Source organism: Paraflavitalea sp. (assembly GCF_059502485.1).
The window spans coordinates 2,047,857-2,063,710 of record NZ_JCACET010000010.1 but is presented as its reverse complement, the minus strand read 5'-3'; the positions used below and the strand labels follow the sequence as shown (position 1 = coordinate 2,063,710).

General features: G+C 44.0%; 12 protein-coding genes and 2 tRNA genes. 11 read left to right on the top strand and 3 right to left on the bottom strand.

What is annotated here, in order from left to right; genetic code table 11:
* Window positions 1-30 precede the first annotated feature (30 nt).
* Genes porU2 through AC5JBY_RS25355 form a run of 6 tightly spaced genes read left to right on the top strand, consistent with a single transcriptional unit; the run spans window position 31 to window position 10,267 of the window.
* Window positions 31-5,106 carry a putative type IX secretion system sortase PorU2 gene (porU2, locus tag AC5JBY_RS25380; protein WP_495907468.1) on the top strand — a complete coding sequence of 1,692 codons (5,076 nt, stop codon included), beginning with the start codon at window positions 31-33 and terminating at the stop codon, window positions 5,104-5,106.
* 55 nt (window positions 5,107-5,161) lie between these two features.
* Window positions 5,162-7,027: a carbamoyltransferase family protein gene (locus AC5JBY_RS25375; RefSeq protein ID WP_495907467.1), complete on the top strand. Its 1,866-nt coding sequence runs from the start codon at window positions 5,162-5,164 to the stop codon at window positions 7,025-7,027.
* 44 nt (window positions 7,028-7,071) lie between these two features.
* Complete coding sequence (locus AC5JBY_RS25370; protein ID WP_495907466.1) at window positions 7,072-7,221, top strand: DUF5989 family protein; 150 nt, start codon at window positions 7,072-7,074, stop codon at window positions 7,219-7,221.
* A gap of 2 nt (window positions 7,222-7,223) precedes the next feature.
* The gene (locus AC5JBY_RS25365) at window positions 7,224-7,583 is read left to right on the top strand and encodes a hypothetical protein (RefSeq protein ID WP_495907465.1); all 360 of its coding nucleotides are present in this window, start codon (window positions 7,224-7,226) and stop codon (window positions 7,581-7,583) included.
* Entirely contained in the window at window positions 7,577-9,085 is a 1,509-nt protein-coding gene (locus tag AC5JBY_RS25360; protein ID WP_495907464.1) for a hypothetical protein, read from the top strand. Before AC5JBY_RS25365 ends, AC5JBY_RS25360 begins: the two co-directional genes overlap by 7 nt.
* 15 nt (window positions 9,086-9,100) lie before the next feature.
* Window positions 9,101-10,267: a radical SAM protein gene (locus AC5JBY_RS25355; protein ID WP_495907463.1), complete on the top strand. Its 1,167-nt coding sequence runs from the start codon at window positions 9,101-9,103 to the stop codon at window positions 10,265-10,267.
* A 2-nt stretch (window positions 10,268-10,269) separates the two neighbouring features.
* On the opposite strand, the gene AC5JBY_RS25350 is transcribed toward AC5JBY_RS25355, so the two are convergent.
* From AC5JBY_RS25350 to AC5JBY_RS25340, 3 genes are read right to left on the bottom strand one after another with little or no spacing between them, the layout of a single operon-like run.
* The gene (locus tag AC5JBY_RS25350; RefSeq protein ID WP_495907462.1) at window positions 10,270-11,319 is read right to left on the bottom strand and encodes a Gfo/Idh/MocA family protein; all 1,050 of its coding nucleotides are present in this window, start codon (window positions 11,317-11,319) and stop codon (window positions 10,270-10,272) included.
* Window positions 11,291-12,367 carry a glycosyltransferase family 2 protein gene (locus AC5JBY_RS25345; RefSeq protein ID WP_495907461.1) on the bottom strand — a complete coding sequence of 359 codons (1,077 nt, stop codon included), beginning with the start codon at window positions 12,365-12,367 and terminating at the stop codon, window positions 11,291-11,293. The genes AC5JBY_RS25350 and AC5JBY_RS25345 overlap by 29 nt, the downstream gene beginning before the upstream one ends.
* Window positions 12,368-12,401: 34 nt before the next feature.
* Entirely contained in the window at window positions 12,402-12,992 is a 591-nt protein-coding gene (locus AC5JBY_RS25340; protein ID WP_495907460.1) for a riboflavin synthase, read from the bottom strand.
* A gap of 96 nt (window positions 12,993-13,088) precedes the next feature.
* Here AC5JBY_RS25340 and rpsU point away from each other — a divergent pair, with 96 nt between their 5' ends.
* The 5 genes from rpsU to AC5JBY_RS25315 all read left to right on the top strand — a co-directional run bounded on the left by rpsU (window position 13,089) and on the right by AC5JBY_RS25315 (window position 15,789).
* A complete protein-coding gene (gene rpsU, locus AC5JBY_RS25335; protein ID WP_167290227.1) occupies window positions 13,089-13,286 on the top strand; it encodes a 30S ribosomal protein S21 in 198 nt (65 codons plus the stop codon).
* Between the two features lie 87 nt (window positions 13,287-13,373).
* Window positions 13,374-14,285, top strand: a complete 912-nt coding sequence (locus AC5JBY_RS25330; RefSeq protein ID WP_495907459.1) for a phage lytic cycle repressor MrpR family protein — start codon at window positions 13,374-13,376, stop codon at window positions 14,283-14,285.
* 296 nt (window positions 14,286-14,581) lie between these two features.
* On the top strand, window positions 14,582-14,881 hold the full coding sequence (locus AC5JBY_RS25325; protein ID WP_275828234.1) for an HPF/RaiA family ribosome-associated protein: 300 nt from the start codon (window positions 14,582-14,584) through the stop codon (window positions 14,879-14,881).
* A 682-nt stretch (window positions 14,882-15,563) separates the two neighbouring features.
* Window positions 15,564-15,636: transfer RNA gene (locus AC5JBY_RS25320), tRNA-Thr, on the top strand.
* A gap of 70 nt (window positions 15,637-15,706) precedes the next feature.
* A tRNA-Tyr gene (locus AC5JBY_RS25315) sits at window positions 15,707-15,789 on the top strand.
* The last annotated feature ends 65 nt before the right edge of the window (window positions 15,790-15,854 follow it).

The window sequence follows — 15,854 nt, the reverse complement described above, 5'->3', positions numbered from 1 at the left end:
GATCCTATCGAAAACCTGAAACATCAAACTATGAAGAGAATTTTTACACTGTTGTTAATGCTGGCTGCTTTTTCCGTGGCTGCTCAGTCATACAACAACGAATGGATAAGGTTTAATCAGACTTATTATAAATTCAAAGTAGCGAAGGAAGGAGTGATGCGTATTCCAAAAGCTGTTTTGGATGCAGCCAATCTTGGTACTACCCAGGTGCAGAATTTTGAACTGTGGCGCAATGGAGTAAAAGTTCCCTTCTATTCTTCCGTGGCTTCCGGCACATTGCCCACCAATGGATACCTTGAGTTTTGGGGCCAACCCAATGATGGTAAGCCCGACAAGGCCATGTATCGCGATCCGGCTTATCAACACAATGACAAATCCAGTCTTCTTACAGATACAGCCGTTTATTTCTTAAGTGTCAACAGCGATCAGTCGGGAAGCAGGTATGTAGATGTGGTAAATAATGTTGGGGGCCCTGTGCCACCGGTGGAGCCTTATTTTATGTATACAGCTGCCACCTATTTCAAAAATAGGATCAATCTGGGCTTTGCAGTGGATCTTAAAGAATACCTCTATTCGTCTTCTTACGATCGTGGTGAGTACTGGTCAAGTGGAGATGTATATCCTGCTACTACATTCATTACTACGCTTAGCGGTCTTTCAGTCTATACTGCCGGACCGGATGCTACCTTTAAATTTGGTGCATCGGGCAATGCGCTGAACCCGCGCACAGTGAAAGCTACCATCAACAGCGTTGTTGTAAAGGATGCGGTGATGGATTACTTTAATGACCTCGTTACAACTGCTACCGTTCCTGTAAGTCAGATTGCAGGTAGTACTGCTGCCATACAATTTATCAATGGATCTCCGGTTTCTACAGACCGTATGGTGATATCGGAGTTCGAGCTCACTTATCCAAGAGAGTTCAAATTTGGTTCTGCCAGTAATTTCGCGTTTACACTGCCTGCAAAGCCGGCAGGTTATTTCCTGGCCATTAAAGAGTTTACCTACGGAAGCACACAGCCAGTGTTGTATGATATGGCATTGGGTGAGCGCTACGTAGGAGATATCACTACTACACCCGGTTCTATCCTGTTCGCATTGCCTGGCTCAGCAGTAGCCCGCGATCTCGTATTGGTAAGTGAAGATGCCAGTAATATAGCCACTGTCGCTTCACTGACAGCTAAAACATTCATCAATTATGCACTGACTGCCAATCAGGGTGATTACATGGTGGTCAGCCACTCTTCTCTATATGTTGGCACAAGTGGCAATAATCCTGTCAACGATTATAAAGCATATCGTGAGTCACAGGTGGGAGGTGCTCATAAAGTGGTGATAGCTGATATCGACGAGCTGGTGGACCAGTTTGCATTTGGGATTAAAAAGCACCCGCTTTCCATAAGAAACTTTATACGTTATGCGCGGGCAAACTGGAGCGCTACTCCCCTCGAAGATATATTCCTCATCGGACGTGGGATGACTTACGTGGATTACCGCTTTCATCAGTTCGAAGAAGTGGCAGACAAACTGAACATTATACCTACGTTTGGTGTACCTGCTTCAGACAACCTGCTTAGTTCGGCTACTGTTAGCAGCCCCGTTCCTGTTACTCCTATCGGACGGTTATCGGTAGTTCATGGAAAAGAAATCGAAGACTATCTGGAGAAAGTAAAAGAATATGAAAGTGCGCAGAAAAACTCCCCCAATACACTCGCGGGACGCGCATGGATGAAAAACATAGTGCACGTTACCGGTGCCAGTGAAGCATATCTTGGAACGGTATTGTGTAACTATATGGGGGTGTACAAACAGGTTATTGAAGACACCCTGTTTGGAGGTAAAGCCTATAATTTCTGTAAAGTAAGCGCTGGTACTGCAGAACAATCTATCTCAGATCAGATCGCCAGCTTGTTTAAAGAAGGTATCAGTATCCTGAACTATTTTGGTCACTCATCTGCTACTACGCTTGAATTCAACCTCGATAATCCGCAGAGTTATGAAAACCAGGGTAAATACCCGGTGTTCTATGTAAATGGTTGTAATGCCGGTAACTTCTTTACCTACTATCCACAGCGGTTAATAGCGAATGAAACCCTGTCGGAAAAATTCGTATTGGCCAAGCAGAGAGGTAGTATCGCATTTGTGGCAAGTACGCACTTCGGTATTGTAAATTACCTCAACCTTTTCCTTACCAACCTGTATGGATCGATATCCAAGATCGATTACAATAAGACACTTGGTGAAACTTCAAGAGACGCCTTCCAGCTGATGCAGAATGCTACTGGTGCCGGAGACTTCTATACACGTTTGCATATGGAACAGATCACCCTGCATGGTGACCCTGTTTTGCGTATCAATGCAAGCCAGAAGCCCGACTATGTAGTGGAGGAATCTTTGATAAAGGTTAATCCTGCATTCGTTTCAATTGCAGAGAGCCATTTTGAATTGAAAGCAAGGTTTGTGAACCTCGGAAGATCTACCGGTGATTCTGTAGTAGTATTGATCAAACAGCAATACCCCAACGGTAGCTCGGCTGTATTGTTCCGGCAGAAAATAAAACCTATTCGCTATACCGACTCAGTGACAATCAATGTTCCCATTGTTGCTACGCGCGATAAGGGAACACATATTCTTACGGTGACTGTCGATGATGAGTCGGCAATAGATGAGGCGGCGGAAGATAATAATACAGCCACTAAGTCGATCAACATCTACCAGGATGAGGCCAGGCCGGCATTCCCCTATAATTTCTCAGTGGTGAAAGACCCTGCACAAAAATTGTATGCCTCCACGGCTAACCCATTCAGTACACCGAAAGATTATGTTATTGAGATAGATACCACCGAAAATTTCAACTCGGCTGATAAGAAGACCAGAACAATATCTGCACCAGGCGGTGTCATTGAGTTCGATCCGCAGCTTAACTACAAAGATAGTTCTGTTTATTATTGGCGTATTGCACCGGTGCCTGTTGGTGGCGGAACTTATCAATGGGCCAATCAATCTTTCATGTTCAGAAATAATATGGAAGGATTCAACCAGTCGCATGTTTTCCAGCAGGAAAAAAGCGAGATAGAACGGATGTATATAGATGAGAATACACGCAAGTGGATATACGGTCTCAGAAAGAACCAGCTCTTTGTTCGCAACTGTATTTACCAGACCGGTGCAGGTAACTGTAACCTGGAGCCTGAATTCTCAGTGGCTATTAATGATGATAACAGCCACGTCCGCAGTGCCTGTGTAGGTAATTCTCTCGTATTTAACGTAATTGATAGTGTAACCTTCAAGCCCTGGAGCAATGTGGATGAGAATAATAATAATCTCCATCGATTCGGTAGCCGCGATGCCAATTGTTATGCTACCAGAAGATTTAACTTCGAGTTCCAGTATTTAACAGCTGCCGAGCGTAAGCTGATGATGGACTTTATGGATAGTATCCCGAAAGGATCGTATGTGATCGTACGGAGCTTTGATGCTAATATTCCCAATTCACTCTCTGCTACATGGCGTGCAGATACTGCGCTATATGGTTCTGACAATTCATTATACCATAAATTATTGGAAGCAGGCTTTGTAGATATTGATTCTCTCAATAGAGCCAGGGCATGGATGCTTGTATATAAGAAAGGTGAGAACGAGAAATTTATACCACGCTATAAATACACCGATAAGCTTACGGAAAAAATAACGATGTCGGTGGATTGTTATACGCCGGATACTGTAGGATATGTTACCTCACCCATGTTTGGTCCTGCCGCTTCCTGGAAAGAAGTACGTTGGAGCGGAAAGTCACTCGAAAGCCCTTCCACTGATCAGATGGATATCCAGGTGATCGGTATCACGCCTACTTTTTCGGAATTTACTTTGTTTACATTGGATGAGAGCACCAAGCAGCTTGACCTGTCGTCAGTGGATGCAGCCAACTACCCTTATATGAAGTTGAAGATGCGTAATGCTGACTCGGTCAAACTAACACCTTACCAGCTCGATTATTGGCGTGTGGATTATAAGCCGGTGCCAGAAGGGGCCATGGCTGCCAATATATACCTGGATGTTAAGGATACGGTAGAAGTGGGTGAACCATTCAAGTTTGCTATTGCGTTTAAAAACTTCAGTAAATATGACTTTGACAGCTTAAACGTAAAGGTTGTTGTAACCGACAATAACAATGTGCCTCATAACATTACCATACCCAAGCAGAAGAAGCTTGTTTCAGGCGATACGCTTACAGTAAAACTGGACCTTCCTTCAAAGGAATATGCAGGACACAACACACTGTATGTAGAGGTTAACCCTGATAATACACAACCAGAACAATATCATTTTAATAACTTCCTGTATCGTGACTTCTATGTCCGGGCCGATAATACCAATCCGTTCCTGGATGTGACATTTGATGGTGTACATATCCTTAACGATGATATCGTTTCGGCAAAACCGCATATCCAGATAAGACTGAAGGATGAGGCTAAGCACCTGTTGCTGAATGATACGAGTCAGACTTCAGTTGAAGTGAGGTATCCCAATAACACAACACGTTTATATAAGGTTGATGGAGATACGCTCAAGTTTACACCGGCTACCAACGGGACAGACAACTCGGCCATTCTTGACTTTACGCCAGCCTTCATCAACCAGACAAATGCTGAAGGCGATCTGTATGAACTGATCGTGAAAGGACGCGACAGGAGTGGAAACAAAGCAGGTACTGAATACAGGGTATCATTTAAGGTGATCAATAAGCCTATGATATCTAACCTGCTGAACTATCCGAATCCGTTCAGTACCTCTACCGCCTTTGTATTTACCATCACCGGCAGCGAAATACCGCAGAATATTAAAATACAGGTATTGACAGTGACAGGTAAGATCGTGCGCGAAATAACCATCAATGAGTTGGGACCATTGCGCATAGGTAGAAATATCACAGAGTTCAAGTGGGATGGTACCGACCAATACGGGCAAAAGCTGGCTAATGGTGTATACCTGTACAGGGTAGTGACCAGCCTGAATGGAAGGACCATGGAGAAGTTCAGGGACAAGGACGACAAGACTGACAAGTTCTTTACCAACGGGTATGGAAAAATGTACCTGATGCGGTAATTATAACCAGTTATGATATATTTGAAGCTGCCTGAAAAGGCAGCTTTTTTTTAATATGACAATTTTAGGCATTTCCGCATACTACCACGATGCTGCAGCAGCAATTATCCAGGATGGAGAAGTTATTGCTGCAGCCCAGGAAGAACGGTTTACCCGTAAAAAGCATGACGCCTCCTTTCCTGTCCATGCTATACGGTTTTGCCTCGAATATGCAGGCTGTTCGATCAATGACCTGGATGCAGTGGTGTTTTACGAAAAGCCATTGCTGAAATTCGAACGATTGCTTGAAACGTATTACGCATATGCACCCCGGGGAATAAAGTCATTCATGCTATCGATGCCCGTGTGGCTGAAAGAGAAGCTATTCCTGAAAAAGCAACTATGGGACGGATTGAACAGCATTGAAAAAGTAGACAAAAAGAAAGTAAAGCTTTTATTTCCCGAACATCACCTTTCGCATGCAGCCAGCGCCTTTTTTGCTTCGGCTTATGAACGTGCCGCTATACTAACCACCGATGGAGTAGGAGAATGGGCTACATTGTCCATTTGCCTGGGTGAAGGAAATAAGATCAGGGTGCTTAAAGAACTGGACTTTCCTCATTCACTGGGCTTATTCTATTCAGCATTCACTTATTACTGCGGATTTAAAGTCAATTCCGGTGAATACAAGCTGATGGGGCTTGCCCCATATGGAGACGAGAAAAGCGACAGCGTAAAACGATATAAGGAAATTATAAAAAGCAAGCTGATCGATCTGAAGGACGATGGCTCGCTTTTCCTCCACCAGACATATTTCAATTATGCAGTGGGCCTGCGCATGGTTAAAGATGCTAAATGGGAAGCCTTGTTTGGATTTCCAAAGCGGGTAGCCGAAGCGCCCATAGAGCAGCACCACTGTGATCTGGCGCTGGCAGCACAGCAGGTGTTGGAAGAAGCTGTGATGAACCTGGCAAGAGAAGCAAAAAGACTCACCAATGCCGATTATCTGTGCATGGCAGGTGGCGTTGCATTGAATTGCGTGGCCAATGGCAAGCTCGATACAACGGGCCTGTTTAAACAGCTGTTCATACAGCCTGCTGCCGGAGATGCGGGTGGTGCTTTGGGAGCTGCCTATGCTGCCTATCATATCTATTATGGCAAAGAGCGTTCCATCAAACCACTGGATGCTGATAACCTGAAAGGAGCTTTTCTGGGAACAGCTTTTACCGATACACAGATAGTAACGACACTCAAAAAGTATCAAGCCACCTTCACCCATGTTGAAAAAGAAGAAGACTTGCTGCAGCAGGTGGCAGCCTTGATAGCAGCAGGCAATGTAACAGGATGGCACCAGGGGCGCATGGAATTCGGCCCAAGAGCACTTGGGGCAAGAAGCATCCTGGCCGACGCGCGCAACCCGGAAATGCAAAAGAAGATCAACCTCAAAATAAAACACCGGGAAGGCTTCAGGCCATTTGCCCCCATCGTATTGGCCGAAGAGGTAAGCAACTATTTTGAACATCAGGGAATATCACCCTATATGTTGTTGGTGAAGCCGGTAAAAGCCACACGCCAGCTACCCCTGCCACCCGGATTTGAAAGCAAAACATTACTTGATAAACTGTATTTCCAACGGAGCGATATGCCGGCTATTACACATGTTGATTACTCGGCACGCATACAAACAGTTCACCAGCAAACCAACCCGCGCCTTTGGAAGTTGCTGCAGCAGATGAAGCAGCAAACAGGATATGCAGTAATGGTAAATACCAGTTTCAATGTGCGCGGTGAACCGATAGTAAATACACCGGAAGATGCTTACCGGTGCTTTATGCGAACAGATATGGACTATCTTGTGATGGGAAATTTTATTATACCCAAAAAAGACCAGCCTGCGTGGACAGAAAAAGCAGACTGGAAGAATGAATTTGAACTGGATTAAAGCACGGCAGATACAAGCCTTGTTTTAAACTGAAACTGGAAACCATGGACTTTTTAAAAGACATCTGGGGATTTTTGAAAGTAAGGAAAAAGTGGTGGCTGGCGCCCATCATTATCATACTGCTGTTGTTGGGCATCCTGTTAGTATTAGGTGGAGGGTCGGCAATAGCCCCGTTCATATATACCTTATTTTAAAAATGGATAAAAAGAAAAGTACAGAAACTATCCTGGTATTGGTCCTTGCCGGTATCGTTTTGTACTGGCTGTTTGGGAAAAAATACCTATTGACCATCGCCTTTGTGTTGGGCGTAATTGGCGTGTTCATACCCTTTCTCGCGATCCAGATACATTGGGCCTGGCACAAGATTGGGCATTTAATGGGATACATTACCGGAAAAATACTCCTGAGCATTGTGTTTTTCATTATCCTGTATCCTCTCTCAGCTGTCTCGAAATTATTCCGTAAAAATGCATTTCAGGCAAAGCCGGGTAGTTCAAGCTACTTTAAGGACCGGAATATGGAGTACACCAAAGAAACAATGGAAAATATATGGTAAGACCTGGAACAGCCAGCAAAAACATACTGGTCTTTACCGGATCATTATTATTTTCTATGCTGCTGTATTACCCGGTCCTGAACAATACCTTCCTGTCGGATGATTATGATTCTTTATATAGGATCACTATTAGAAAAGATATCCTGTTCAAAGATTTCCTGCGTCCATTGATCGACTTGTCTTTCTATTTAAATTATTCCCTTTCCGGCCTGAACGCCATCAGTTTTTATATATTCAATGTACTGGTACATGCAGTCAATGTATGGCTATTGTACCGCGTAGCACTTCGTTTTGAAGTATTCGAAAAAAGAACCCAGGCAACATTTGCAGGCATTGCTGCATTATTGTTCCTGGTATATCCTTTTCATTCGGAAAGCATCGTGTGGTTATCGGCCCGCTTGTCATCGCTGGCCTGCTTGTGTGCACTCATTGCATTACATGTTATGCTGGGCCATTGGCAGCCCTGGAAAAAAAAGCTGGTAGCTTTTATCGTATACTTTATAGGATTACATGCATATGAATCGATATTACTGTTGCCGCTGATCATTATTGCCTGGCAATGGAGAAAGGGGCAGCCATGGAAAAAGCTGCTGGCTGAAGCAGCATTCTGGGGAGGCGCTATATTGTTTTACCTCGTATGGAGGTTTCTTATTTCAGGCGTTGTATACAACAATTATTCCGAGCATGTAGTCAATAACCAGCTGATCAAATACCTGAGCCTTGGGTTAAAAACATTGGGAAGATCAGTATTGCCGCCGGAGGAGAATTCACAACGCATGGTGGTATTGTTCTCCGTGGTAACAGTTGCAATCGGCTTAGTACATTATTTGTTATTCAGAAAAATGCGGAAAGCCACAACGGAAGGGTACAGGTATCTTCAACTGGCCATAGCATTTTTCATTGCTATCCTGATACCTGTTCTTTTTGGAGTAAGCACCAGGACCACAGAAGGTGACCGGCTGCTGTATTTCCCTTCCTGTTTTTTGTGTATGATGCTTGGTTTTCTATTGATAGTGTTGATCAGGAAGAACAGTTACAGATGGGGTATAATAACATTGTTGAGTGCAGGTGCTATTTACCTGACGATAGCAAATAATAAACGATGGGAGCAGGCCTCCGATCTCGTAAAAGAGGTACACGAGAAAATACAGCAGGCAAATGGGAAGAAAATGCTGCTGATCAATCTCCCGGAAGAATTGGAAGGAGCGTTTGTTTTCAGGAATGGGTTTTACAACTCACTGCTTGTATATGGTGTCGATACAGCCAACGTTACCGTGAGTCATTATTTGAAGAGAACCGAATACCTGACTATAAAAGATACCATACCTGTAAACAAAGAGAGCGGCCGGCTGTTTATCTATCCGGCTACTTATCTGATTGATAATCATGTTGATAGCTTTGAGGTGAGGGGCGGCCAAAATGAGTATCTTGCAACAGTAAAGAAAGACGACAATATCATATACTATTGGAATAACAGGAAACTGGTCAGGTTATTCCGATAAAAGACAAAACCAGGCATGTTTAATAAGAGCGACTATATAACGCGGGGGTACAACTTCATCAATAATCACCTGTTCTCACAGCGTAAGCGCTTGTCGTCTCTTATGATCTATGCTACCGACCTGTGCGATTCGGCCTGTAAACATTGTCTCATTTGGGCAAAACGTCCACCCGCCTACCTCTCCTTCGAGAAGATCGTGGAAATTATGCAGAGCCGCTGCGTTACGCCATCAACCATGGTGGGGCTGGAAGGCGGAGAATTTTTATTGCATCCTGAAGCGGATAAGATCTTAGGCTGGTTTGCTGAGAACCATCCTCATTTCGACCTGTTTTCCAATTGCCTGAAACCGGATAAACTTATTGAGGCTGTAGAGAAATACAAACCGCATCGCCTGTATATTTCATTAGACGGTGATAAGGATACTTATCTCTACATGCGGGGAAAAGACGGGTATGAGAATGTGTTGAAGGTAATAAGCCGGTTAAAGAATAAGTTACCGGTATTTGTCATGTTTACGTTGTCGCCCTACAACGACTTTAAAGACCTCGAACATGTGGCGGAGCTTTGCCGGGAGCATGGCGTTTTCCTGCGTGTGGGCATTTACAACAACATACCCTTCTTCGATACGATCGACGATGCTAAGGACTCCGGTTTTGGACAGTATAAGAATAAAGAATTGCTGACATACCGTAAAGCCAAAGAGCTGCAGGAACACAAAGGGGAGCGGACGACAAGTGATACAACTATTGATGCAAAAGAAGTTGCTGGAGAAGCAGGTGTGCCGCCCTTGCTCATAAAAGAGTTTGGAGAGAATTACGATTACATCAACCTGTATCAAAACTGGACCAAAGGGCAATTGAGGTTGCGTTGCCATAGCATATTGGATAGCGTAGTGATATTACCGAATGGTGATGTGCCTATTTGCCAGAATCTGGATGTGAAACTGGGCAATATATTCACGTCCAATCTCGATGAAATATTCAATGGCCCGGAGAATGCCAAAAAACAACAATTCTATTCCCACAACTGCAATCAATGCTGGGTGAGCTATCACCGTAAATACGATATCATACTGTATCGCACCTTCGAGAAGTATTTTGGGAAGTGGGCTACCGGTAAAATGCTTGGCTATTACAAGTGGGATGATGACGATAAGCTAACCTATAAGCAGGTCGTAAAGTAAATCTATCCGCGCCTGATCTCCTCTATTGCTTTATACACCGATTCAAGACCCGGCAGGTCGTTCTTTACCACCTTGCCTGCTCCAGGCATACCTTCAGTCAGTTGAATGAAGGCTTCGAGTTCGTGATAAAATCCTTGTAACTGCAGTGTATTCATATCGATGGCCGGCACCAGCAAATTGCCGGTAGAGAAATAGGTCTTCCTGATTACAGGTTGCTGCAGGAGCCGTTCTGTGGGTATGTTCAGGAGCCGCTTGGGTTTTTGAATACCTTCTACCAGGATAGGATACTGCACTGTCAAAGACTCATTGGCGCCATTGATCTGTATAATGTCTTCCGGCATGTTCCAGGAATGGTGAGTAGACAAATCAATAAGCCCTGAAACATTATGTTCATGTGTTACGTGGAGCTGGATGGAGACACCAGCATTGTCTTTGTGGCTGGAGAATGATTTGAGGGTATAAGGGCCAAACAGGAAACTGCAATAATCCAGTGGATGGATAAACAGCTCGGTAAAAGGATCTCCCTGTACGAGCGGCCCCAAATGAAATTTATACAAATAACTTCTGGCACCTTTCGCTTTCCTGGCTACATGCTTATTGGCAGGCCAGAACCTTCTTTGCAAACCTACTTTGCATATGGCCTGTGGACTAAGCTGAATCAATTGATGGAGCTGCGCGAGGCTGTCGCAAGGTGGCTTCTCTACAAAAACGGCTTTGCCGGCTTTTAGCAGTTGAGATAAAAGCCCAAAATGAGCAGTTGCGTTCGTGCACAGGAATACACCTGCAAGATTATTATCGTTCAGGATGATATCGATGTCATGAATGAAACGGCAACCGGGAAACTGGGCGGCCATTTGCTGAGGCGGTGCTGAATTTTTGGTGCAGATGTATTTCAGCGTCACGCCAAAATGTTGGAGAAGGGGATAGAGCGTGCTGAGGCTGTGCATGCCCACGCCAATAAAAGCATATTCCTGCTGCGATCTGTATAGCGGCGCGTTAAAGAGCTTTTCCTTTCTGAGAGCATTAAACTTGTTTAACAGCCCGGATATCATTTACTGGTTTTTGAATGAAGACATTTTCATCTACAATCTCTGAAAACTTCCTTTTTCCACTGAAAAAATACGGCTTTATAATTGTACCGTTAAATATTCCATAGCAATTTTTAAAGCCCTGAGGACGGTAAGTGCGTTTCTTGCTATGAAAAATAAGCCAGTAGAAGTAAGCAAAGATGGCTTTGAACATGGCTTTAGCGATGCCTGCATCGCCCTTTATGAGAAAATAAAAGCAACCACCCACATCCATTACCAGCCGAAGAAGGATAGTAGGCAACAGACTCCGGAAAGGCAGGTTGCGGGTGAGCAAAATATAGTTGTTCCTGAAAGTGAGAAAGGTTTTAAGGTGGTTCTGCCACGACAAGCTGCCTCCACCAATGTGGAATACTACCGATTCGGGGCAGGCGTAGATCTTATAACCCGCATGCTGCGCCCGCCAGCAGAGATCGATATCCTCCTGGTGCATGTAGTAATAGTCATAAAAGCCGCCGATCTTTTCATATACCGATTTCTTAAAGAACATGCAGGCGCCAGTGGCCCAGAATATCCGGGCAGTGGTATCATATTGCCCGTTATCCTTCTCTACAGTGAGCAATACCCGGCCGCGTGCAAAAGGAAAACCCAGCTTATCGATCCAGCCACCGCAGGCGCCGGCATATTCAAACATATGCTTCTCATCCAGCGAGCGCAATTTGGGTTGGCAAATGGCAATATCCTCCTGTGTTTCCATCAGCTTGATAACTGGTTCAATAAAACCAGGCGTCACTTCCAGATCGGAGTTGACCAACAGGAAATAATCAGATTCAATTTGAGACAGGGCTAAGTTGTAGCCGCTTGCATACCCTTTATTGGCATGCATGCGGATAATATGCACGGAGGGGAAATGCTTTTCCAGCACTTCAATAGAATCATCGCTGGAGAAATTATCGATGACATAGATCGTTTTGTTAGGGTAGGTAGTATCGAGAACAGACGGCAGGAATCTTGTCAAATAAGCACTGGTATTCCAATTAAGAATGAGTATGGCCACTGAAGGTGTTGAATTCATATTGGATATCGCAATTGGGCTTTAAACTGGTTTTTCAACGTTGGAACCGGGCAATCCGTTGCACATATTTGCCGATCATATCAAACTCCAGGTTCACCTGACTGTCTAAAGATATATGTTTAATATTGGTATACTCGAAAGTATAGGGAATAATAGCTACGGAAAACTCATTTTCAGTAACATCGAAAATAGTGAGGCTGATACCATTGAGGCTGATAGAGCCTTTTTCAATGACCAGCGTAGCAAACTGATCCGGAAAACGGAACCTGAATTCCCAACTACCATTGCGGTCAGTTTTGCCAACACACACAGCCGTGGCGTCTACATGCCCCTGCACAATATGGCCGTCCAGCCTGCCCTGGAAGGATAAACACCTTTCGAGATTCACCAGGTTGCCGGTTTCCCAGGTTCCCAGGTTGGTCTTTTCCAGGGTTTCTGCTATGGCGGTAACGCGGTAGCGATCACCTTTTATTTCTTCTACGGTAAGACAAACCCCGCTATGCGACACGCTTTGATCGATCTTCAGTTCCCCGGAAATAGGGGAGGAAAGCCAAAAAGTGCGGTTAGTTCCTGTCTGTAAAACTTCTTCAATCCGGCCTGTGGCCTCAATAATGCCTGTAAACATGTAACAAAAATCGGTTTTTAATGGTAAATCTTGTTCTGTTTAGGAAAAACGACTATCTTTGCTGCCCCAAAAGCATTTTAAAGGAGGTATATAATTATGCTGATTATCGATTCAAAAGATTGCGAAAATATTGACAAAGCGCTCAAGAAGTACAAGAAGAAATTTGAAAAAGCGAAGATCCTCTTGCAACTGAGAGAACGTCAATCTTACACCAAGCCGTCTGTAAGACGTCGTAACCAGGTGTTGAAAGCTGTTTACAAACAGAAGATTGCCAGCGGTCAGATCGAAGGATAATTCATTCATTCTGAATAGCATATTGAAATAGCTCCAAAGTTCTTAACTTTGGAGCTATTCTTATTTCTATACCTATCCGGGCGTATTATGGTCGCACCCACCCACAATGCTGTTCAGCCTTTCATTGACTACCTGAAATTCGAAAAAAGGTACCCGGATAATACAGTTATAGCCTACCAGTCTGATTTAGAGGAATTTACGGAGTTTTTGATCAATAGCATGGATATGAAGACACCTGTGCTCACCGACGTGTCGGCCCCCATTATCAGGAGCTGGCTGGTGTACCTGAAAGAAGAGAAGAAGAACTCCGCCCGCAGCATCAACCGCAAAATATCGACCCTCAAATCCTTCTTTAAATACCACTTACGCAGGGGCAACCTGGCCAAAACGCCCATGAGCAGCGTTACTGCCCCTAAAGTCAGTAAAAGATTGCCCCAATATGTAGAACAGCAGGATATGGGCACCCTGTTGGGCGAAGTGGAATTTCCCGATACCTGGAAGGGGCACACCGACAAGCTCTTATTGACCATCTTTTACAATACCGGCATGCGTCTCTCCGAGCTGGTTAACCTCAAAGAAAGCCAGGTCAATGCAAGCGGAAATATGCTTAAAATACTGGGAAAAGGCAACAAAGAGCGCCTGGTGCCCGTAAGCCCCGATCTCATCAAGGCTATTCAGCAGTATATGAGCCGCAAAAGGAAAGAATTTGAAGAGCCTGATACCACCTACCTCCTGGTAAGTGGGAAAGGCAAGAAGCTGGACCCGCGATCGGTGTACCAATCGGTAAACACCTGGCTAAAGACAGTTACTACTATCGATAAAAAGAGCCCACACGTATTAAGGCACAGCTTTGCTACCCATCTCATGAATAATGGGGCTGATATCAATGCTGTTAAAGAATTACTGGGCCATTCGAGCCTTGCCGCTACACAAATCTATACGCATAACACGATTGAGAAGCTGAAAGACATCTACAAAAAGGCGCATCCCAAGGCCTGAGTGGCAACGATTTTGCTTCGGAAACAGCCCACTTTTGGGTACACACTATAAGTTGATTAGAAACAATTATTAACCCTTTCTTTTGTTAACATAATCTATGTAATAAAACCCCGGAAAAGCATAACAATTTAATGGTGAAACACGTTATAATTTTAGTGCTGCAAACGGGAAATTTTATTTGGAAAAAAATAGATGCTGTATTAACTTCATAGGAGTACAAAGCAACCCGCCTATGTAACACTATTTACTCCTCAACAAGATCTTTATTTATTGTTCACAGTTAAAATGCGATTTGTATGAACGTCAACATTCAGACCGTGCGTTTTACTCCCGATGTAAAACTGGTAGATTACGTCAACAAAAAACTTCAAAAACTTAACACCTTTCATGACCGCATTATCAAGGTAGACGTGTTCCTAAAGCTGGATAATGTAGTGCACAACATCAAAGATAAAATCGCAGAAATACGAGTACAGATACCCCGATACCAGTTCTTCGTAAAAGCATCTTCCAAATCATTCGAAGAATCTTTTGACAATGCGCTGGAATCCCTGGTAAACCAGGTTAAAAGAAAAAAAGAAAAGCAAGCAGCCTAAAAACATTGAAGCTGTCTCTACATAGAGACAGCTTTTTTTATGTCCTGCCATATAAGCATTCTTTCCTCAATCGTCCCTCAACAGTCCTCCTGAAAAAGCACCCTTATCGAGACCTTTTCGAGACGTTACCGAGACGTTACCGAGACCTTATCGAGACTTTGTCGAGACCCAGTTCCTGGTCAATCCCTGGTCAATCCCTGATCAATCCCTGGTTAATCCTCTACCAAACCCATATTTTACCTATTGATTATTAGTTGCAGCCAGCCCGTTTATCATAGCTGGCGCCCTCTTTTAGAGCCCGTGAATAATTTCTTCGGGTATAATTTCATTCTGTTTGCTTCCGGAATCATAAAAACAATATCTTGCGGCCCGAATTAGAAGGAAGACCGCATCTGTTGGCGATGCTAATGCCAGCAAAAGCAGAAAAAGGTCGCAAAGGGTTGAAAACAAGCAAAAAAAATTGGAACAAAGTTTTTGTATTTAACAAATTCAGTTACCTTTGCCTTCCCAAAAAATAAACAGGGTCTTTGTGAGTGAGTGGGAAGTTCTTTATGATGTTGAATGTCAGGTTATTTTAAAGGCTTCAACAACCGTTTACAGGCCACTTTAGCTCAGTTGGTAGAGCATCCTGATTTGCATCGGGAAGGTCGAAGGTTCGGTTCAAGTGTGTCAAAGGCAAAACGCCACTTTAGCTCAGTTGGTAGAGCAACTGATTTGTAATCAGTAGGTCGTTGGTTCGATTCCGACAAGTGGCTCAAAATTAAAGATGGATTAAGGTAAGAAGCTGAAACAATCGTAGCTTCGCACCCCATCCAGGGTTTTCAAGGGCAGATTCCAGAGCGGCCAAATGGGGCGGACTGTAAATCCGCTGTCTTTCGACTTCAGAGGTTCGAATCCTCTTCTGCCCACTTCTAATACCTTGATACGCCTGCCGTAGCATTATGCAAAGGCGGGTATTTTGGTTAGATAGATC